The 21,541-nt window shown below is 59.4% G+C and carries 16 protein-coding genes; 8 read left to right on the top strand and 8 right to left on the bottom strand.

Features of this window, described 5'->3' with window-relative positions; all coding sequences use genetic code 11:
* Nucleotides 1-277: 277 nt before the first annotated feature.
* The 8 genes from ACV4UY_RS11685 to ACV4UY_RS11650 form a co-directional block, all read right to left on the bottom strand.
* Nucleotides 278-1,012 carry a cytochrome c gene (locus tag ACV4UY_RS11685; RefSeq protein ID WP_491607767.1) on the bottom strand — a complete coding sequence of 245 codons (735 nt, stop codon included), beginning with the start codon at nt 1,010-1,012 and terminating at the stop codon, nt 278-280.
* Between the two features lie 378 nt (nt 1,013-1,390).
* On the bottom strand, nt 1,391-2,191 hold the full coding sequence (locus ACV4UY_RS11680; protein ID WP_491607766.1) for a hypothetical protein: 801 nt from the start codon (nt 2,189-2,191) through the stop codon (nt 1,391-1,393).
* 146 nt (nt 2,192-2,337) lie between these two features.
* Entirely contained in the window at nt 2,338-4,473 is a 2,136-nt protein-coding gene (gene feoB, locus ACV4UY_RS11675) for a ferrous iron transport protein B (protein WP_491607765.1), read from the bottom strand.
* A 68-nt stretch (nt 4,474-4,541) separates the two neighbouring features.
* On the bottom strand, nt 4,542-5,798 hold the full coding sequence (locus tag ACV4UY_RS11670) for a sensor histidine kinase (RefSeq protein WP_491607764.1): 1,257 nt from the start codon (nt 5,796-5,798) through the stop codon (nt 4,542-4,544).
* Complete coding sequence (locus ACV4UY_RS11665) at nt 5,798-6,553, bottom strand: oxygen-binding di-iron domain-containing protein (protein ID WP_491607763.1); 756 nt, start codon at nt 6,551-6,553, stop codon at nt 5,798-5,800. Before ACV4UY_RS11665 ends, ACV4UY_RS11670 begins: the two co-directional genes overlap by 1 nt.
* A 112-nt stretch (nt 6,554-6,665) precedes the next feature.
* On the bottom strand, nt 6,666-7,937 hold the full coding sequence (locus tag ACV4UY_RS11660; protein ID WP_491607762.1) for an EH signature domain-containing protein: 1,272 nt from the start codon (nt 7,935-7,937) through the stop codon (nt 6,666-6,668).
* The gene (locus tag ACV4UY_RS11655; protein ID WP_491607761.1) at nt 7,934-8,878 is read right to left on the bottom strand and encodes an OmpA/MotB family protein; all 945 of its coding nucleotides are present in this window, start codon (nt 8,876-8,878) and stop codon (nt 7,934-7,936) included. The genes ACV4UY_RS11660 and ACV4UY_RS11655 overlap by 4 nt, the downstream gene beginning before the upstream one ends.
* A 10-nt stretch (nt 8,879-8,888) precedes the next feature.
* Nucleotides 8,889-12,716, bottom strand: coding sequence for a hypothetical protein (locus tag ACV4UY_RS11650; RefSeq protein ID WP_491607760.1), 3,828 nt, complete (start codon nt 12,714-12,716; stop codon nt 8,889-8,891).
* A gap of 508 nt (nt 12,717-13,224) precedes the next feature.
* On the opposite strand from ACV4UY_RS11650, the gene mamD reads away from it, so the two are divergent.
* The 8 genes from mamD to ACV4UY_RS11610 all read left to right on the top strand — a co-directional run bounded on the left by mamD (nt 13,225) and on the right by ACV4UY_RS11610 (nt 21,525).
* Nucleotides 13,225-14,091 (top strand): magnetosome protein MamD, encoded by an 867-nt coding sequence (gene mamD, locus ACV4UY_RS11645; protein ID WP_491607759.1) that lies wholly within the window; start codon nt 13,225-13,227, stop codon nt 14,089-14,091.
* Between the two features lie 115 nt (nt 14,092-14,206).
* Complete coding sequence (locus tag ACV4UY_RS11640) at nt 14,207-14,521, top strand: magnetosome magnetite crystal formation protein family (RefSeq protein WP_491607758.1); 315 nt, start codon at nt 14,207-14,209, stop codon at nt 14,519-14,521.
* Between the two features lie 55 nt (nt 14,522-14,576).
* Nucleotides 14,577-15,857, top strand: a complete 1,281-nt coding sequence (gene mamH / locus ACV4UY_RS11635; protein WP_491607757.1) for a magnetosome biogenesis transporter MamH — start codon at nt 14,577-14,579, stop codon at nt 15,855-15,857.
* 19 nt (nt 15,858-15,876) lie between these two features.
* Complete coding sequence (mamI, locus tag ACV4UY_RS11630) at nt 15,877-16,101, top strand: magnetosome protein MamI (RefSeq protein ID WP_491607756.1); 225 nt, start codon at nt 15,877-15,879, stop codon at nt 16,099-16,101.
* A 6-nt stretch (nt 16,102-16,107) separates the two neighbouring features.
* On the top strand, nt 16,108-18,267 hold the full coding sequence (locus tag ACV4UY_RS11625) for a trypsin-like peptidase domain-containing protein (RefSeq protein WP_491607755.1): 2,160 nt from the start codon (nt 16,108-16,110) through the stop codon (nt 18,265-18,267).
* Nucleotides 18,268-18,394: 127 nt separating this feature from the next.
* Complete coding sequence (locus ACV4UY_RS11620) at nt 18,395-20,038, top strand: hypothetical protein (RefSeq protein WP_491607754.1); 1,644 nt, start codon at nt 18,395-18,397, stop codon at nt 20,036-20,038.
* Nucleotides 20,039-20,118: 80 nt separating this feature from the next.
* A complete protein-coding gene (gene mamK / locus ACV4UY_RS11615) occupies nt 20,119-21,153 on the top strand; it encodes a MamK family actin-like protein (RefSeq protein WP_491607753.1) in 1,035 nt (344 codons plus the stop codon).
* 51 nt (nt 21,154-21,204) lie between these two features.
* The gene (locus ACV4UY_RS11610) at nt 21,205-21,525 is read left to right on the top strand and encodes a DUF4870 domain-containing protein (protein WP_491607752.1); all 321 of its coding nucleotides are present in this window, start codon (nt 21,205-21,207) and stop codon (nt 21,523-21,525) included.
* Nucleotides 21,526-21,541: the final 16 nt, after the last annotated feature.

The raw sequence follows: 21,541 nt of genomic DNA, 5'->3' as shown, positions 1-21,541 counted from the left end.
GTGCAATGTTTCCCACGGATTTTCAGATGCCACCTTACCTACCGCTGGCATTTTCGGAACAGGAGAATATGGTGGACCTGTACCATCAGGCCATCGGGATGCATTGAGATCACACCTTTGTTGGTGGCGACCGGACGTCCATCGAAACGTCCGGTCGCCACCAACAATCAATCTTTTTTATCGATCCTCTCCAGGGATCTCCATCGTTGGAAAAATCAGGAAGGCATCCCTGGATCTATTCGATTTTATTGGATTATTCCAAGTTCATACCATGGAATCACTTTCCTGATTTGCTTTTTGGCAGCGTGGCGGCGTAGCTCAGCACATCAACAGAAATTTGCAGTTCCAAGGCACGCAAGGCCGGCATCTTGCTATCCGGTTCTCCATTGAGTATTTTGTGCAATGTTTCCCACGGATTTTCAGATGCCACCTTACCTACCGCTGGCATTTTCTCCACGGCCAGTCCATCCTTGCCATGACATCCAGAGCAGATCGTATTATAAACCGCCTCACCTCTCTGACGATCCCCATTGACCTCCTTTGTCTTTTTATTAATCCAGCGATCCATTTCAACCTGCCCCTGAGTGACAAACAAGGCTAAATCGTTGATATCTTTCTCATCCAATTTTTCGCCATATAGATGTGTGTCATTTTTTAGAATATTTACGACCTTACTGACATCCCCCTGTTTGAAGCGCTCGATTCCCACGATCCCAGTAGCGTGCTTGCCGGTTTCATAAGCCCCAAGCTTTCCTTGATAATCCCATCCGTGACACTCTTTGCATCGCCATGTGTCTTTGGCCTTGTCAGCATACCCACCGCTTGGTGGGTATGCTGGATGGGTTGTTGACGGCTCCGAAGATCCTTTCTCTTCGAACCATTTGTCATAAAGTTTACCTCCTCTGGCAATCGATGAAATTTGTTCGGCAGCATCCCCTGATGTAGACCATAACATTCCACCAAAGGCTATCCAAAAAGCAACATAACAACTAATATTAATTCTGTATTTCATGATCGCCTCCTGATTCGCATGATAAAACACATCCATATTGGGGTGGGTGATTTTATTGATGGAAGTCTCATAACTGTCTTGGGAGTCAAGCAGCTTTTATCACTGGATCCATTCATTTTAACTTGCATTTTATCCGTGTCAAGTCCCACGAAAATTGACTTGCCTGTGTTTGTAAAAACTTAAGAAGTTAATTTTTAATGATTACACTTAAGATTCGATCGAGATTGAGTCCGTAAACTGCTGTAATTTTTTGGGTGGGTAGCCTGAGACATAACCGCGGCACCTCCGGAGGCAAACGCTCCCGCAGCAAGGCACCTGCCGTCACGGAGTGGACAACAGCACCTTGAACACGACGATCATGGGGCTGGGTGATCTCGCTCATGGGGTGAGCGTATCAAAACAGGGACATGGAAGCAGGGTGCCTGCCTCGCGGATCTCGCCCTGAAACAACAGAATGGTGATCCACTGTTTTCTTAAGCTCGGGGCCAAAAGCGGGTCGGGATGCTTGAGCGAATCGCCCACGATCTGACGAAGATCGGTCACACTCTCCAGACGCATCAGACGATCCGGGATGATCTCATTCAACGCCTGGAGCTGAATGGCGGGCGGCAGCGTCTCGAACCAGGCTCGCTCGAAGGGGGTATCGCAGATCCAGCCCCAGGGCCGGGACGCTGCCATCTCGTGCGGAAATTGTTCCCGGCAGGCTTCAAGCAGGAAGTCGATCTTTGAGGGGTCCTGAACGAAAACGGCGATGCGCAACTCGCGCAAACCCCGTGCAACGCTGACCATCCGCTTCGAGTAGCTGTAATAAGGTTCGATCAGGGGGAAATGTTTCCGGATGCTGGCAACGATCGGATCGAACCGTTTGGCGAGAATGGCAGACCGGGTGGCATGGAAGGCGATGACCGCCTCGCAACGAAATGGTTGATTGCTGGTATAATCGGAGCTGACCAAGCCCAGGGAGCTCAAACGATGCAGAATCGGTATCAGCGCCTGGGTTCTAAGCGGCTTGCCCGCCTCGCCCTTGATGCCGGCATCCCGCAAGCCGTTGGCCAGATGGGTCCGATGGGTGGATTCAACGAGAATGGCCAAAAATTGCAGGACGCTCTGCTCAATGGCCGTGAGATGCCGATACCGCTCCAGGGCGACATCCGGCGTGAGTTCGACTGGTTTGATCACGTTTTCAAAAAGCCCCCCTTGGATCGAAGCAAGAGCGGATCTTCCGTCTCACCTCCCCATCCGTGACCGTGAACGGGCGATCATGGACAACCGGATTCTTGCGGGGTGCTCGGATGACAAGCCTGAAACGTGGTGCACGGCGATTTTCAGGATAGCAACCTCCCGATCCAGACCACCAGGAAGGCCAGGCTCCAGGCGATGGAGAGAGAGAAGAGCACGGAGAAGCCGGCCCATCCCCAACTGCCGGCCTCGCGCCGGATGGCGGCGATGGTGGCCAGGCAGGGGGAGTAGAGCAGCGTGAACATCATGAAGGCGAAGGCCACCCAGGGGGTCATGGTCTTGGACAACTGCTCCCTGAGGCTGGCTGACTCGGAGGCCTGCTCGCGCTCTTCAGCGTAGAGCACCGCATAGCTGGCCACCACCACCTCCTTGGCCATGAAGCCGGTCAAGATCGCCACCGTATCCCGCCAGGTAAATTCCAAAGGCGCGAAAACCGGGCTTGCCGCCTGGGCGATGCGGCCCAGATAGCTGTTGGCGAGGGACTCCTGGGCCTGCTGCCGGGTCAATTTGGCAATGGCCTCGTCACGTTGCGGGCTTTCCGGCTCCTTCTTCAACTGTTCGATGTGACCGGCAAAATCCATGCTCCAGTCGATCTCCTTGGGAAACTCCTTCATGAACCAGAGCACCATGGAGCCCACCAGAATCACGCCGCCGATCTTGTTGAGAAAATCCAGGGCATTGTCCCACATCTGCCGGCTTAGGGAACGCCAGGTCGGCATCCGGTAGGGGGGCAACTCCATGATAAAGCTCTCTTTCATTCCTTTAGGCAGCAGACGATTGAGCAGCACCGAACCCACCATGGCCATGGCGATGCTGATCATGTACATCAGAAACACCATGGTGGCCGCCATATCGCTGAAGAAAGCCCCCGCAAAGAGAATGAACACCGGCAGACGTGCCGCGCACAGCACGAAGGGGTTGACCAGGATGGTGATCAACCGGGCACGGGGACTCTCGATGGTCCGGGCAGCCAGCACCCCCGGCACGTTGCAGCCGAACCCGACCACCAGCGGGATCAACGCCTTGCCGTGCAGACCAAAGGCGTGCATCAACCGATCCATCAGGAAGGCGGCGCGGGTCAGATAGCCGCTCTCGCTGAACATTGCCATGAAGAAGAACAAAATCACCACGTTGGGCAGAAAAATGATCGTCCCGCCCACCCCGGCGATCACCCCGTTGATGACCAGATCGTGCAGCATGCCCGCCGGGATCAGGCTGTCGGCGAACTCCTTGACCCAGCCGACGACCGCCTCGATCGCGCTCATCGGGTATTTCCCCAGGGTGAAGGTGGTCTGAAACATCACCCACAAAAACCCCACGAACAGCGGCAGACCCCACACCCGGTGCAACAGCCAACGATCCAACCGCCCGGTCCAATCCGGCCTGTCCGAGGGTTCGGCGCGACGGGCGCAGGCGGCGATCAACCCCTGCACATGGGCGAAACGGGCATCGGCGAACAACATTTCGCACTCACCACCATGCTCGCGGGCCAACTCCTGACGCTCCTGATCGACCAATCCCAGCAACTGGGCATGATCCCCCTCGCGTTGCAACAGGGCATCGTCGCCTTCCAGAAGCTTGATCGCCAGCCAACGGCTTTGATGAGGCTCCATGGAGTCGGGATGGAGTTGACGAATCAGACCCTGCACCCGTTCGATGGCCGCGGCCAGATGATCGTCATAATCGATCACCAGTGGGGCCGGGTGATGCGGCATGGCCCGGGCGATCCCAACCAAGGCAGCGCGCAACCCGTCGATCCCTTCGCCGGTCACCCCGTTGACCTTGATCACCGGACCGCCTAAACGCTTCGATAGCCCGGCGGCATCGATGGAGAGCCATTTGCGTTCCGCCTCGTCGATCATGTTGAGCACGAAGATGATCGGTCGTCCCATCTCCACCAACTGGGTGGTCAGAAACAGCGACCGCTCCAGATTGCCCGCATCCAGCACGTTGACCAGAATTTGGGAGCGCTCGGCGTGCAGATGATCGCGCGCGCCGCTCTCCTCCGGGGTCTGGGTGGTCAGGGCGTAGAGTCCCGGCAGATCGGCGAGCAGAAAGTTCAAGCCGGCGTGCTCGAACTCCTGCTCGTGCACCAGAACCGTCACCCGCGGATAGTTGGCAACCGGTGCATGCGCGCCGCACAAACGATTGAACAGGGTCGTCTTGCCGCTGTTCGGATTGCCGATCAGCCCAACCGTGACCCGTGCAGATGATTCACCCATTGACCACTCCCATACCACGCACCATGAACATTCAACACACCCAAAACGACTCGATCCCCATCACGCCTTCACAAGACGCTCCCCCCCTGTTCGACCGCTCGGACCAATTTCAGAAAAGCCGCTTCCGCCGCCTCCCAACTCTCCACCTCGATCACCCCCTGCAGCCGCAGCGCTTGCGTGGCCACACCCCGGATCCCGGCCCCGGAGGCCAACCGTTTCAACGCTTCGACCCGCTCCAGGGAGCCAGGGAGATCCCGCTCCGCCAAAGCACGGCGCAGTTCTCGCAGCAGCGCGGCATATCCTGGCGATTGCACCTCCTGATCCGTCGTCACCCCAGCGAGCGGACAATGCCTCCAGGGCTCGACCACCTCCGGCGGTATGGTCTCTCCAGCCCAATCGCCCACCCCGGAGGGCAGCACCACGATGATGCGCGTCCCCTCCGGCTCTGAGGCCTGCATGCCGATCCGCCCCCCCATGGTTTCGCAAATCAGTTTGGCCGAATAGGTACCCAGACCGGTTCCGGAATGCTTGCCCGCGGTGGTGTATTTCTCGAAGAAGTTCCCGCGCAACTCCTCCGGGACCGCTCCAAAATTATGAATGAGAATCACTCCATTTAAGGGGCGTACAAACAGCAGCACCTGCACCGTGGAACTCGGGGGGGCGGCCTCCAGGGCATTCTTGATCAGGTTGGCAAACAGCGAATAGCAGAGCAGCTCCTCGCCACGCACGAAGAAGGTATCGCCGGCCTGGAGTGGAGTATACTCCAGGAGAATATTTAAATGCAACTCATTACCGTTTATCAAAGCGCGCAGATCCTCCCGGATCGTCGATAAAATCGGCACGAGATCGAGACGCACCGGCTCCAGTCGGTAGCTCTTCTGCTCCATTTTGTAAAGCCCGAGCGACAGGGTGATCATATGCAGAGCCGACATGCCCGCCTTGCGGATGGTCTGCAAATGGCGCTGCTGCTCAAGGGTCAGGGAGGTCTCGCCGAGCAACTCCGTACACCCGAGGATGCCGTTCAAGGGGGATTTGAGGTCGTGACGTGCGATCAACTCCACATCCCGCTTGATCCGGTCCAGCTCGATCAGTTGGCGATTCTGGGCTTCAAGCTCTTCCTTGGCCGATTGCAGCGCCTCCTTATTGCGCGTCAGTTGTTGTTCGGATTCCACCAACTGGCCGATCAACTCGACCAGCAGGTCATGATAGAGCTCCTTTTCCGACAATCGGGCCTGCTGCTCGAGGATGATGACCAGCAGTTGCATCATACGGGGGTCGGAATCCCGGGCGCATTCGACCAGCAGGTGGTGCAGGCTGTTGTTCATCACGCGGTCTTCAACAGCACGCCGTCGATGCCGACATCGTTCAAGGCGGAGAGGCGGTTGGTGACCAAAGCGATATCCGCGGGATTGGCGAGCAACGCGCCATGCTGTGGGGCGACGATCTCCGGGGCAATCTCCCGGACCCGCGCCAGAGCATGACGCAACGCGGCACAAGAAGGCATGACCTGACGATGAAACTGCTCGATGCCGGGCAGCGGGCAGGGTTTGCCGGTCTGGTCACACGGCAGCCGATCGACTGACCCCTGGCGATCGCAGGCATGACAGACGGGTGACAAAGGAACAAACAGTTGGTTGCCCTCCCCGCACGCACACATCCCGCCGAACAGATCGCTGGTGAAAAGCGTCCGGGAAGATTCATCCCAGGTCATGAAACTGCCCGCCGAGTGGGCGTAGGGAGTGGGAATGAACTGCAGTATGCGCCCAGAGTCCAGCGTGAGTTTCCTTTCCAGGGCGTCGATGCAGCGCAACTGCGATTTACCTCCATAGTGTTTGATGAAATAATTGTTTTCACTCTTAGAAATTACATTAAGATCAGCCCGGTCGATCATCTCCTCCAAATTGGGCAGGCTGCCGCACAGATCCGGATCGTAGTGCTGGTAGATGAGCGTGTGGATGCGGCTTGGCGCCACCCCGGCCTGCAGGATCTTGCGCATCACCGTGCTGAAGTCCGGGCGACTGCCGGCATCGATCACCACCGCCTCATCGCCATCGACGATGAGATACGGATTGCATGACATCCGGCTCTCCGGATCGTAATAACCCACCCAATAGATATGGTCCGTGATCCGGATGGGGCGATCATGCACAACGGGCGGGAGCGTGGAAGGCGGCATGGGTGACCTTGAGATCTCAGGCGCGAAAAATGAACCCCGGCACATCCCGGAGCGCGGTTTGCAACAGTCCCAGGCGATCGAACAGTTCATCGACGAGTTGGAGATCCTCCACCATCTGCCGCTGGGCAATCCGGTTCAAGGTCGATTCGATCGTCTTGCAGGTGTTGATCACATCAAACAGGTGAAAAAACTGAGCGACCCCGATGATGGCATTGAGGCGATTCTTGGCCTGCAACAGAAGATTGGGCGGCACGGCGGAGGGGTGATTCCGGATCTGGTAGAAATCCTGCTCCAGTCCGGCGATCTGCTTGTTGGCCTCCTCCACAAACATCCACAACTTGTCATCGACCCGCGCCGGGCGACCGGAGAGCCACACGGTGATCACCTGACGCGCCCTGGGATCGACCGCCTGCCAGGCTGCCGGATGGGTGCGCGGATCGCCCAGATTCTTGACCAGGAAATCCCGCACCAGGTTCTTCAGGTTGGCCTCGGGTTCCCGATCGACGAAGGGGGTCAGCAGGCGTTCGGCCAGTTGCGCCTTGAAACCGGGAATGATCTGCAAAAAATGCCCCTGCTGATCGCGAAAGCCGTGCAGCAGTGTTTTCAACGACTCGAATTTCAGCCCGCGTTTCGGGTCCGCGTAGTGCTCCAACCGGATCAGCAGCCGGACCAGGGCACGCTGGACAAAGCCGCCCGTGGCCAACTCACCGGTGAAACCGGCCTCCTGGCAAAAGGTCTCGAAGCTGAGATCACCCTGACAGATCCGCTCGGCCAGACGATCCGGCCCGTCGAGGGACAACAGCTGAAAACGATCGCAACGCTCCTTCCAGAGCTGCCATTTGGGATGACGACTGCTGGCCATGCTCGCCAGCAGCACCGGATGCAACCGGGTCAATTGTTGCGGGGTGAGGGGCTTCAAGAGTACCTGATGGAGCAGCACCGACAGCGTGCCGCTGGAAGGATGATCGCGAAACCACGCCAGCCAGGCGGGGAGCAACTCCGGCAGGGCTGCCAGGGTCACCCCATCCCCCAGATCCTCGAAAAGGAACCAGGGCATTTTCTTCAAATCCTTGCGCGCGAGTCCGTCGATCCCGTCGTGCTGGGTGATCCATTCGGCCACGCGTAACAGACCAGTCTGGAGATCTTCCGCCGGGATGCGGGTGAAGCCGCTTTGTGCCACCAGGGCGGCCAATTTCTGCTCGGCCAGCGCCACCCGACTGCCCACGGGCAGGTTGACCGGATGGACCACGGCTTGCTGATAAGCGAAAAGGGCGCGTTTCAGGCTCATTTCAGGGCATCGAGTTTCTGGGTCAGGCGGTCCAACTCTTCAAAAAGTTGCGGAATGACCGCCGGTGGTTTGGGATTGACCAGGAAAAAGCGTATGTCGATGCGCCGGTTGGCTGGTTCGGCGGTCGGGGCGTCATGCGGGACCACCGGGCGGTGTTCGCCATAGCCGCTGATGCCAAAGACCGATTGCCCCTTCTGGTTGCGCAACTCCTTGAGTACCGAAGCCCCCTTCTCGCCACCGAGAATGGTCTCGAAGGTCTTGATGGCGCGCATGCCGGAGAGGTGCAGGTTGTTGGCAAAGGGGTTGGCCTTGCCCAGCGCCACGTTGTCGGTATGCCCCTCGATGAAGACCGCATCGAGCGTGCCGGGATTCCACTGCTGCTCGGTGCAGAAGGCCGGACGGGTCGCCTTGTCCACCGACCCGGCATAGCAGGGGAGATGCCGCGCCAGCACCCGGGCCAGTTTGGTCAGGGTCTCCTCCCCGCCGGGGGCGAATTGCGCCACGCCCAGGGGAAAGAGGATCTCGTTCGGCAGTCGCAAAATGCCGTGATTGGGATCGATGAACACCTGGACATTCTCGGCTTGCAGATCGTGGTGGAGGTCGGCCAGAAGCTGCTGGAGAAGCTGCCGGGTCTTGGCCATGTGCGAGTCGAGGTCGCGTTTCAGGTTGGCGGCCAGATCGCGCAACTCGACGATGCCGACTTCGAGTTTTTTGAGTTTTTCGCTCTGTTCGTCGTGAAGTTTTTTGATCTTCTCGCGCTCCTGGGCGGCCTTTTCATATTCCACGCGGAAATCGCTCTCCGAGTTGCCCATGTTGAACGAGAAGATGATCAGAATGACGATGAACACATACAACAGCGCGGACATCACATCGCTGATCGAGATGGAGTAGTCGTGCGCCGTGTATTGCGGCCCCCGGGTTTCGCGCCTGCGCTGATACATGGCAGTTCCGTTACCTCTGGTCCGGGTTGATCTGCATGTAGTAATTCATGGTCTCGTTCATCTCTTCGAGCTTGCCGTGCAGATCCTCGATGGTGCCGCGCAACTGGTGGGACACCAGATCCATGTGTTCGTCCACGCCGCCGATGAACTCCAGGATCTTCTCCGAGGAGAAGGATTTGAGGTCACCATTGAGAGTCCCGAGCGTTTGCGCCATGTCTCGGGTGACCTGATCGACCTTCTGTTGATGCTCACTCCAGGTGGATTGAAATTGCTGCTGCATGGCGGCCATGGTCATCTTCAACCGCTCCTGGGCCTCATTCATGGCGGCCAGCGTCTGCTCGGCCTCCTTGTGGGAGAGGCCATCGGCAGTCTTCAGGGTTTGCGAAAGTTGTTGCAAATTCTCCATAGCCGCGTGGATCTTCTGCCCGGCCTGCATCACCTGCCGGGAGCTTTCGATCAACGGTTTGAGCAGCGTATTGGAAAGAGACTCCAGAAAGCCGCTCAAGGTGTCGTTCATGTCATCAAGCTTGGAGCCCAGATCGCCGACGCTGTAGCCCAGTTTTTCGGAAATCCCGCCCATGTGCTCATCGATCTGGCCGATGAAATGGAGCACCTTCTCCGAGAACTCCTGCACGCCGTTGTTGAGATGGCCGAAGGTGCGACCCAGGGTATCATCGACCTTCTCGAAACGGGCTTCGTAGTTGGTGAGGAGCAGACGCAACTGCTCGTGCGCCTTGCCGATGCCGGCCAGGGTCTGGCGCGCGGTCTCCTGGGTGGCGGTGAGCGTGGTGGAGACCTTTTCCAGCTTGTCGCTGCTGGTTTGCAGTTTGTCGCCGGCCACGGCGATCATCATCGCCCCGGACTCCATGGCCTCGATCAGATTGCCGAAACGCCCCTGCTCCGGATCGAAGTTTTTGGCCAGGTTGGTGGAGAGCGAGGTGACCTCGGTGAGTGCCTGACGATTGTCATCCACCATGCGGGTGGATTGCTGCTGCATCGAGAGGTTCAGCCGGGTCAGGGCGTGATTGATCTCGCCGACCGCCTGCACCAGAGAGGAGGCGGCCACGCCGACCAAGGATTGCAGCTCGGCGTGGCCCTGGCTCATGAAGTCACGCGAGTTTTGCAAGGCGGTGGCGACCGTCTGGTTGTGGTGATCGAGGCTCAACACGGTCGTTTGATGATTGCTCTCCAGCCGTTCGATGTAGTGCAGAATACCGATCAGGGTCTCCTCCAGGCGTTGCTGGCCGAGCCGCATCTCCTCATCCGGGCGCGATTGCACCACGGTTTCCCGCTTGTTGGCGTTTTGCAGCATGCCATCCACGGCGTACCGCATCTCCTCCATGGTCAGAAGCAGGGTGGAGATGGACTCCTCCAGGCGACCGGCGACCTGATCGCTCGCCTGCCGCAGGGTGGTGGCCGCCGTGGTGTGCTGGGTCGAGAGCTGATTCAACGAGGTGGCGAAGTGGCTGGCCATACCAGAAGCGGTCTGCTCCAGGCTTTCGGCGGCGCGCAGCAGCAGTCCGCCGGCCATCATCATGGTCTCGGAGATGGTCTTGGACTCCTCCTGCAGGGCATCGCGGGTCGAATCCATGTAGCGGGTCATCTGGTCGAGGATCAGCTTCTCCTGCACGCCGGGCTGGATCACCTCGCGCGGCTTGGCCGCGATCATGGCGGTATCGATCTTGGAGCCGATCGAGGTCTGGAACCGCTCCATCCCCTCGAGCAGCCTTTCGGTGGCCATGAGCAGATTCGGGGCAGCCCCGAAGATGCGTTGCATCTCGTTTTGCACCGCCAGCATGGCGGTGGAGGATTGGGCCATGTCTTTCAAAGAGTTGCCCATCTGACCGGCAAAGCTGTTGGCCGACTCCTTGAGAAGGGTGACCAGCTCCGTCTGCGCGCTCTTCATGCCAGCGGCCACCACCCCGAGATCGCTGATGGTGCGTTGCATGGTGCCGGCCAGACCAGCGGATGAGTCCTTGAGCAGAGCGGACATCTCGCTCTGCGCGCCGCGCATACCGGCGGCCACATCCGCCAGATCGGCCAGCACCCGCTCCAGGCGGCTGCTCATGCCGGTGGAGGAGTCCTTCAGCGCGGCAGCAAGTTCGAGTTGCGAGCTTTTCATGCCAGAGGCCACATCGGCGAGATTGGCCAAAAGGTGATTGACCACTTTTTCCTGATTGGAGCCGGCCTGCTGGGTGTGAGCGCTCTGCACCTCACCGTTTTTTTGCAACTCGCCAAGAATCCGCGCCGCATCCTGGACAAACAGGGTCAGCCGTTCGTTCTGCGCCACGATTCCCTTGTGCAGGCCGGAGACGAGCTGTTCAAGCCTCTGGCTGCTCTGATCATTGGCCCCTTGCAGGGTGGAGAACAACTGTTCAAAACGTTTCTGCCCCTGATCGCTCATGTCGTTCAAACCGGTGAGGAGCTGTTCGAGTCGCTTCTGCCCCTGTCCGGTGGTGTCGTTCAAGCCTGTGACCAGTTGCGCAAGCGCCTGACCCTGCCGGTCATTGAGGCCATGGAGATCCCCCTGGTAGCGGTTCAGTCCCTCCGCGACCCCGCGCAACTGAGCCTCCTGAGCGGTGTGGATGGTGGTCAAGGCTTCGGTCAACTGGCTCATGGCCTGATTGAGGCTGTTGAGCGAGCCGGCGGAGGATTCGCGCATCAATAGGGTGAACTGCACGGCAAAGTCGTCGAAGGCCTCGCGGATGCTCTGGGCCATGTTCAACAACCCCTCCTTTTTGCTGGCGCGCAGATCGCTCCACAAATCGCCCAAGCCGGCATTCTGGTTGCGCAGATTCTCGTTCAAGGCGAACAGCCCCAGCTCGATGGCGGAGAGTTTCTCCCCGAGCGTGGTCTGGAACTGCTCGAACAATGGGGCGAGCGCGCCCTGCATGGCCTGCTGCTGGGTGGCGCGCTGGTTGTCCTGATAGCGCACCAGGGTCTCGAACATCTTGCCGATCGCCGGGGCCAGGCTGGCGCCGATGCGGGTTTCCAGCTCGGCAGCCGGCTGGGCGGGCTGCTCTGCCCCCACGGTTCTGGTTTGCAGAAGCCGGGTCAGTTTTTTCAGTTCCGCCACCTGCTCCATCTGGGCGAGGTGCAGGCGGGTCATGCCGGTGTCTTCCCGATGCTGGATCTCGAAACAGGCTTCGAGCTGCTCGCAGAACTGGTGGACCAGGCGCCCGATCCAGTGCTGGCGCCGTTTTTCGATGATCGAGAAGAGGATGGAGAGACCGATACCGAAGATCGAGGTGATGAAGGCGGTGGAGACGCCGCCCATGAGAAACTTCATCGCCTGCTTCATCTCCTGCGGTCCGGCGGACATGCCGTCCTGGGCCAGGTAGATGCCGGCGACCAACCCGACGAAGGTGCCGAAGATGCCGCCACCGGTCAAAAAACCGGGGATGGCATCGAAGAGCCGGGTGTTGATGTTGACGAAATAGAGAGAGCGTTCATTGAAATAGAGCGACGGATCGGCGCTGGTACGCACCGCCTGCCCGGAATTCGGCGCGGGTACGATGATGTGCTTGACGAACTCGGCCCAGGAGGAGTCGAAATAGCCCATGCCCGGCTGTTCCATATCCTGGCGGAACGCCTGCCAGTTTTTGGCGAACTGGATTTTGCGCCGTTGGATTCGCAGGTCGGGGTCGGTCTCTCTGTCGAGTTCCGAAAAGTCCGCATGCATCTTGACGAGTCGCACGCCGCGGGCGATCTGCTTGCCGATGCGGCGGGTCTGCAACAAGAAGATCCCGAGACTCAACAAAAAACCACCGATGACCATGCAGGCCAGAACCAGGTGGCCTCCCAGGCTGGAGAAGAACGTGGCAATGGCAAGCATCATGGTTGGACCCCTGAGCGTGATCTCAATAATTTTGGAAACATTAATGAACAAAAGTAAGCAATATTGGTTAATTCCAGCTTTCGATACTACAGTATGAGAAAGCATAATGTCAAGAAATTACAAAAAGATCATACATGTATTTTGTATTTTTGAATATTGTAAATTTTATAATTAAATTCGTGTTTTGTGAGCGATAAAATCAATAAAAGGAAAGCATATTCTTCTTTATGTAATAATGCTCGATCTTGAATGAGAGTCGTTCTCAATATATTGATCTGCCAGGAAATTTAAACCAAAAGACCATATCATCCTTGAATTGAACATTCACAGCATGCTATATATAAACCACTTTCAAGAATACGTATTGATCATCAATAAAATTAATCAACTGAAATTATATTGCCATTCTTTTGTTTGTTTGTTTGTTTGTTTGCGTCAAGAGTTAAGGATAATTTTGCTGCGGCGTGTTGACTTTCACGCATAATCAACAAAACAAGGAGATGTTACGATGGCAGTGGAAACCATGATGTTCAAGTTGAGCGGAGCTGCCCAGGCTGCCCAAGTGCCGATGCTCGCGGGTCAGTCGTTCACGGTGGGCAGCACCGTGGCAACCGGCGATGGTCTGGCGAACTGGATCTTTCTGAACCCGGTTTCGGGCCAAGGAGCGAACAGCGGCATGGTGGCCCTGAAACTCGAAGGGGCACGTCAGGCCGGTCAACTCACCTCCCTGGTCGGCAAGACGGTCACCGTGGGCAAGGCTCCGATCGGCACGGCAGCCGCCGGCAAATGGTTGATCCTGCATCCGGGCATCAGCGGCACGGCGGCCAAGGCCGGCATGGCGGGTGTGGCCATGCAGCCGATGGGCTTTGAGATCGAAGGGACCGCCGCCAAGGGCGCGGCTGGCAAGGGCGGCCTGATCTGCAAGGGGGCCGGAGCCGGCAAGGGTGCCGCTGCGGCTACCGCTGGCAAGGGCGCGATGGCCGGCAAGGGGGCTGCGGCCTGCAAGGTGGGCACCACGGCGGCGGCGGGCAACGAGACCCTGGCTGCGGCCACCGCCGGATCGACCCTGGGTGCGGGTGGCATCGCCACCGGGACCACCAACACCATGGCGGGCGGATCCGCGCTCACCGGATCGGCCACCCTCTCCGGCGGCGCCAAGGCTGCGGCCAGCGCGGCGACCTCCGCCGGCGCCAAGGCGGCAGCCACCGGCGGCACCATCTGGACCGGTTCGGGCACCAGCCTGGGTCTGGGTCTTGGCCTTGGCGCTTGGGGACCGATCATGCTGGTCGGTGCGCTGGCTGCCGTGGGTGTCGGCATTTACAGCTACATGAAGCGCTCCCAGGAAGGGGGCGAACTGGAGGATGCGCTGAGCTGATCGTTATTATGTCGATCGGACCTCCTTGTCAAAGTTTCCGTCTGCCGGTCGTCCGCTTGACAAGGCGAACCGGCAGACGGGGGGTATCGACCCTGCTTGGATGATCTTTAAAACCATGAAAACCCGTTTGCTGGCCGCGCTCAGCTATCTGGGCGTTTTATGCCTCGTGCCGTTGCTGATGGAGTCCAGGGATTCGTTTGTCGTGTTTCACGCCAGACAGGGCTTGGTGCTGTGGGTTTGGACCGTGCTCTCCTACTTTGCCATGCATCTGCCCGGGCTCGGACCTTATCTGTTCAGTACCTCGACCGTGCTCGTGCTGTTCTTGAGTATGTTCGGCCTCTTTTCGGTGGTGATGAACCAACGCTGGCGCATCCCGGTGATCGCCTCGATCGCTGGTTTGTCCGCCGAAACGTCGCATCAAAAGGCGTGAAATCGACGTGGGCATGGAGCCAATCGGTACAACAACGGGTGAAAAGAGACCCGTGATGGAGGATCTGGAGGGTTATCATCACAACGCCCTCTATCTGATCGTGGCCATCGTGATGATCTTTCTGACCCTGGTCCTGGCCCTGCAACCGCTCTATTTGAGCCGGGTTCTGGGTCTGACGCGGGAGAACGCCGGATTTGTCAATGCCAACATTCAGGCGATCACCGAGCTGGTCGATCTCCTTTTCGTCGGCTATCTCGGCTACATCTCCGATCGCATCGGGCGCATCCCGCTGATCGTCTACGGATTTCTTTTGGCGGGCATCACCGCGCTTTTGGCTCCCTTCGATCGAGAGATCGGGGCCATGCTGGGGTTCAATGCGCTGGTGATCTTTTATGTGGTGCGGGTGTTGATGTCCTTGGGTGGCACGCTGATCTGGCCCCAGATCGCCACCCTCACCGGGGACTACACCCGGCAGGAGGATCGGCCCCTGCTGCTGGCCAATGTCGGTTTCATGATGGCCTTCGGGGTGACGATCGTCTATGCGGTCTTCATGCAGTTGCCCGAACAAATCGGCATCACCATGACCATGTGGCTGGCCGGACTGTTCGCCCTGGCCGGGGCCTGGCTGGCCAAGAGACTTCTGGTGGAGATGGTCGAACCGAGGATCGTGGACCGGAGTTTCCCGTTTCGCGATGTGTGGGCGCTGGTCAAGCGTGAGCAGGGATTGCGGTTGAGCTTCCTCTCCGCCTTCACCGCCCGCAACGACATGGTGCTGGTCGGACTGTTCCTGATGACCTGGTTCGTCTATTTCGCCGACATGCTGCACAACACCAGCCACGAGCAGGCCGCCTCGCGCGCCGGGATCGTCATCGGCATGCTCGGTCTGGTGGTGTTGATCTCGATTCCGGTCTGGGGGCGGGTCACGGCGCGCATCGGGCGCATCCCGGCCATCGTCATCGGCCTGTTGATCTCCGGGATCGGCTTTGCGGCGATGGGGTTGATCCTCAACCCCTTTTCCTGGTGGATCCTGGTTCCGGTGGCCATCATCGGCATCGGTCAGGCCGGATGCGTGCTGGTACCACAGACTTTGGCCATGGATCTGGCACCCGAGGAGATCCGCGGCTCGGTGCTGGGGGTGTTCAACACGGTTGGCTGTTTCGGGGTGATCTTCTTTCTGCAGGTCGGCGGTATCCTGTTCGACTGGCTGGGGCCGACCGTGCCGTTCATATTCATGGGGATCGTCAATCTGCTCCTGTTCCTCTACGCGCTGGGCGTAAAAAAAGAGGTCCGGAGGGAGAGGACGCTGGATGAAGGTTTGGATTTGTCTTCCATCTAAAAATTGAGGATGGCTTGTAATGCCTAAGATCGTATTCGGATTGATTGCCATGGCGCTTGGCCTGTGGGGCGTTTCCACCTGGTGGTGGTCGATCGTCGAGCTGTTGCGGGGCCTGGTGCCCATGGCGCTGCTGATTCTGGGCATCGTCTCCCTGGGCGCGGGGGTCACCAAGATCAAAAAGGAGCATCCAGCCGCGCCGCTGGATGCCGAACTGTCCGAGTCCACCCCCAAATCCGATGAGTAGAACGCTATGTTTTCCAGCAAAAGCGTTGAATGTGGGCTCCAGTACCGGAAGTACCTCTACATCCTCGGGGCGCTTTCGGTCCTGGGTCTGGTGGGGAGCTACTGGTATCTGAACTATTTCCTCGATGAGATCGGCATCGATTCGGAAAAGGCGTATGCCTTGACCCGAGATGTCGGCCAGAGGGGGGTTCAGGCGATTGCCGAGTTGCCCGGCACCCCGGTGCAGATCGCACCCGTGGCCATGGCGCAAGGCCAGCAGGCGGGATTGGTCTGGCCGCAGCCGCTTTTCGGCAATCCATCGCCAGTGCCCGCGGATCCGGAGTCCTTCTCCACCGTGGTCCGCTCCGTGCTGCCGAGCGTGGTGAACGTCAGCACGCAGAACCGCAGCTCGACCATGCCCAACACCATGCCGATGTCCACGCCCGCCGCGGCCCAGCAGCCCGGTGCCGCGCAACCGGCCAACGTGGCCGCGCCCGGCTCCCCCGATGGTCTCAAATTCGCCAGCCCATACTCCGGGGTGGCCATGGAGAGCATCGGCTCCGGGGTGATCGTCTCCGCGGACGGCTACATCGTCAGCAATTTCCATGTTGTCGAGAACTCCCAGAACGTCTTCGTGACCGTGTTCGGCCCCTACGGCATGCAGCGCTACCCTGCCGACGTGGTGCGACTGGATCCGAGCCGGGATCTGGTGTTGTTGAAGATCAACGTGCCGATTCCGTTGCAACCCGCTCCGCTCGGCAACAGCGATCTTCTGGCGGTCGGTGACCCGGTGATCACCGTGGGCTGCCCCTTCGGACTCGATCAAACCGTCAGCAAGGGGATCATCTCCGGCGCCCGCAAGGCGGTCACCATCGAAGGAACGATCCACAAGGATCTGATCCAGACCGATGCCGCGATCAATCAGGGCAACTCCGGTGGTCCGCTGGTCTCCCGATATGGCTATGTCATCGGCATCAACACCGCGATCTACTCGCCGACCCAGGCCTTCTCGGGCGTCGGGTTCGCGGTGCCGGTCAACAGTGTCAAGGAGTTCCTCGCCGAGGTGATTTCCATCCCGGAGGTGACCCCGGCCATGACCCAGCCGGGTTGGTTGGGCCAGGGCCGCCCGGTGGCCGCCACCCGCACCGGCCCGCCGCCGATCCCGGTCAATGCCGTAGCCCCGCACGGGGATCGCGGTCCGTGCGAAAACTGCCATGTTCTTTTGAAAAGCGGCCAGCCGGTCAATCAGGCGGTTGGCAACGGCACCGTTCCCGGTGGCGCCAACGGCATCAACGTCTCGCTCAACCCCCAACAGCCCGGAGCCGGCGTCAACAGCGCCCAGGGTGGCGCGGGTGCGGTCAATTCGGTCGGCAACGCCACGCCGGGTTCTGCCAACCAGCCTGGAACCAGCAATGCGGTCGCCGAGGCCAATCCGTCCGGCACGGGCGCGAATCCGGCAGCCACCTCGATCAGCGTCCTGTCCACCATTCTCGGCGCTGAATTCCGGGCGCTGGACGACGGGCTGGTCAAGCGGTTCCAGCCGCCCTATTCAACCGGCGTCTTCCTGCAATCCATGCAGCCCGGCTCCCTGGCCGAGAGCGGCGGGTTGCAGACCGGGGACATCCTCTTCAAGGTCAATGGCCGTTGGGTACGCAATCCGGACGAGTTGCAGCAACGGCTCCAGGAGATCCCCGTAGGCGACAAGGCGCGCTTCTCCCTGGTGCGCAAGCGGCAGCGCATGGAGATGACCCTGACCATGACCCCGCAGCCGGTCACCATGTCACCGCCGGTCGTCATGATGGATCCCACCCAGCAGATGCCGGTTGACCCTGCCGCCGCGGCCAACGACCAGACCACTGCCAAGGCCAAAACCAAACAACCCAAGCAGCCCAAGCCGCCAACCGAGTTCGAGTGGTTCGGCATGGAGCTGAATCCGATCCAAAAGGCCGATATCACCAAGAATCCGGCGCTCAAGAACAAAAGAGGCGCTTTGGTGAAGGAGGTTGATCCCGGTCTGCAGGCGGAGATGGCCGGCATCCGCGCCAACGACATCGTGGTGGCGATCAATGGCATGCCAGTTGGCAGCAACGCCGAGCTGGACAAGGCGATCAAGACCAGCGCCACGGCGAAGACCATTCTTCTGGATGTGGAGCGAGACGGAAAACGTATGTTTGTCACATTGCAATAGCAGCAATATTCCTTATTTTCGCCACTGAATAACGGCTGACAGGAGAAACAGCGAAATGGAAAAGAACAAAGACGGACTTGGAGAAGAAAAAAAAGGGGCCAAGTCACCATCCAATGGGGAGAAATCCGTGGCTGTAAATCCGATTGACGCCGAGGATGCTGCCGCAAGCCAGATGGATGCCGTGCTGCAACGTCAGATCAACGACAAGTTGAAGGGCAAGCAGAACAGCAAATCCCTCACCTCCGCCAAGACGCTCTCCGCAGTGGATACGAAAACGGTTGCCGAGAAGCCGAATCTGGTGTTGCGGCTTGGGGATGCCCCCGAGACCACGCCGGTCGAGACCGTGGATGCCGCACCCCAGCCGGAGGCCGCCACAGAGCCCGAGGCCATGGTGGAAACGACACCGTCTGCGGTGGACGCAGCCCCCTCCCCGACTGAAGAGTCTGCTGCCATTGTCGCCGAGGCACCTGCCATCGAGCCGGCACCCGAAACCGTTGAACCACCTGAGACACTCGCCACCGAGGCCGCCCCTGCCGCCATAGAGGAACCCGCGCAGCCCGAGTCAACGCCAGAAGTAACGCCAGAAGTAACGCCAGAAGCAGCGGCAGCGATGGAGGATGCCACCCCGGCACCGGAGGAGAAACCGGCCAATCCGATTGCCGAGCGGATCGCCGAGATGTCCGGCCTGGCGGAGCACTTCACCGACTTGGCGCGCACCCCGTCCCCAGCCACGGCAGAGGCTGAAGATGCCCCGGTCGAGGAGAGCCCGAAGATCGATGTTGGCATGACCCGCAAGGATCCCTATGTGGCCGCTGCGGAGAAAGAGCGGGTGTTGAAGATGATTCGCGATGCCGCCTCCAAACGGATGGAGGAGGGATTTGATCTGCGCGCCTCGTTGAAGGCCAGAATGTCCCCGCAGACCGAGGCCCCGGAAGGAACCGAAGCCCCGGCGGCAACCGAAGCGGCAACCGAAGCGGCAACCGAAGCGGCGATCGAGGCGCCGACCGAGGCCCCGATTGCGACCGAAGGCGCTGAGATCACGTCGCAGACCGGCTTCACCATTCAGGAGGATGTGATCACCACCTCGGCTCCCGAATCCGTCGCCACTGTGGATAAGGCGGTTGCCCAGAGCGCCCCGTCCGGCATGCCGGAGGAGAAGCCGGCGGCCCCCGTCGTGCAACCCGGCGTTCTGCTCCCCCCCTCGATGAAGGCCCCGAGCGGAATGCGGCAGAAGATGGATCCCCTCCCCTCGCCGAGCCAGGCCCGTTTGACCGAGGCCTTCCTGCGGCAATTGAAGGGGCACGAGCCCATGCCGGAGGAGCTGGATATCAAGATTTCCCGCTCCAAGCCCGCCGAAGCCGCACCGCAGCCCGAGACGGAAGCCTCTGCCAAACCGAAGAGAGCCCCCGGTCGTCGCGTCGGCGAGGATGGCTCCGTCGAGGTGCCGGTCGAGTCGCTGGGGTTGGGCATCTTCAATGCCCTGGGTGACATGGTGGGTGCGGTGGTCGAGGGGAGTATCGCGGCTGCCCACAAGGTGCAGACCACCGTGACCGGCGAAGAGCCGCAACCGGAAGCGCCGGGTCCGAAGCTCTCGGGCACCGATCGGGCCGCGCAACGCATCGCCAGGGGTGTCAAGGGCGCGGGTGGCGGCGTGGCCGAGATCGTGGTCGGCGCTGGGAACATCGTGGTTGGTGCCGTCGGCATCGTCACCATGCCGGTGCTGGGCGCCATTGGTTCGGTATTTCAGGCATTCAAACCGGGCAGGAAATGACCGGATTGCCAACCGTCACGTTTCTTAAGCGATAGGAATGACGATTCCATTCACATCCACGCCGAAGGGATAGATATACCATGCAACCATCCGATCGCAGTCCACTTTTGCTCGGGATCGACCTGGGGACCTCCAGGACCATGATCATGTCCAACCGTGGGGACAAGGCCACGGTGCGCTCCGTTGTCGGCTATCCCAAGGACATCATTGGCGTCAAGCTGATGCACCAATCGCACATGATCGGTGAGGAGGCCGTCAAGCGGCAATCCTATTTGAACATTCACTATCCCCTGGAGGACGGTGTGCTCAAGGATGCCAACGACCAAGCCACCGAGGCGGCCAAATTGTTGATCAAGCACGCCATCAGCCTCATGAATCCGCAGCCGGGCGAGAAGATCTACGGAGTGTTGGGCGTACCGGCGCGCGCTTCTCTCTTCAACAAGAACCAGTTGTTGAAGATCACCCACGAGTTGCTGGACCTCTCCATGGTGGTCTCCGAGCCGTTCATGGCCGCCTATGCCATCGACCAGTTGAACAACGCGATCATCATCGACATCGGCGGCGGCACTACCGACATCTGCGCCATGATGGGGACCATCCCAGGGGTCAACGAACAGGTGACGGTGCTCAAGGCCGGCAATTATATCGACCTGGTGCTGGAGAATCTGATTCGCGAGAACCACCCACATGTGCAGATGACCAACAATCTGGCGCGCAAGATCAAGGAGCAGTATGCCTTCGTCGGCACGCCCCGGGAGGAGGTGGTCGTCAGCATGCGCCTGGCCGGAAAACCGGTGTCGATCAATCTGACTCGGGAGATACGCACCGCCTGCGAGTCGATCGTCAGCGAGATCGTCGAGCATCTCCAGGCCTTGATCAGCGTCTTTGATCCCGAAGATCAGGAAGAGGCACTGCAGAACATCTATCTGACCGGCGGCGGCTCGAAGATTCGCGGCCTGGAGGAGATGATCATGGCGATGATGCAGGATTACGGCACGGTGCAGGTGCAACAGGTGCCGGATCCGGATTACTGTGGGGTGATCGGCGCCTTGAAGCTCGCCATGGAGTTGCCGCCGCAATACTGGGATCAGGTCGGACATGTGGCTTCTGCCTGATCTTTGTCAAACAACGTGCCAAACCACCTTCCAACAGAAGGAGAGCAAGAAATGTCTTCGACCTTGACCATGTCACGCAGCCTGACCACCCGGATGCTGGCTGCCATGAGCTATTTGGGTATCCTCTCCCTGGTGCCGCTGGTGGTGAATCGGGACGATCCCTATGTGCGCTTTCACGCCCGGCAGGGGATCGTGTTGTGGATGTGGGAGGTCCTGGCCATCTACAGCCTGGTCTTCCCCGGGCTTGGACGGCTCTTTTTCGGCATCTCCAGCCTGCTCTGTTTCGTTTTTTCCGTCATCGGCCTGATCTCGGTCTTTTCGGGACGCGCCTGGAAACTGCCGTTGATCGGCAATTGGGCAGAAAACATCTGAAACCGGCATGAAGGTG

Source organism: Candidatus Magnetaquiglobus sp. (assembly GCF_058402785.1).
The sequence above is the reverse complement of the archived record's forward strand: the minus strand, read 5'-3'. Positions and strand labels throughout refer to the sequence as shown.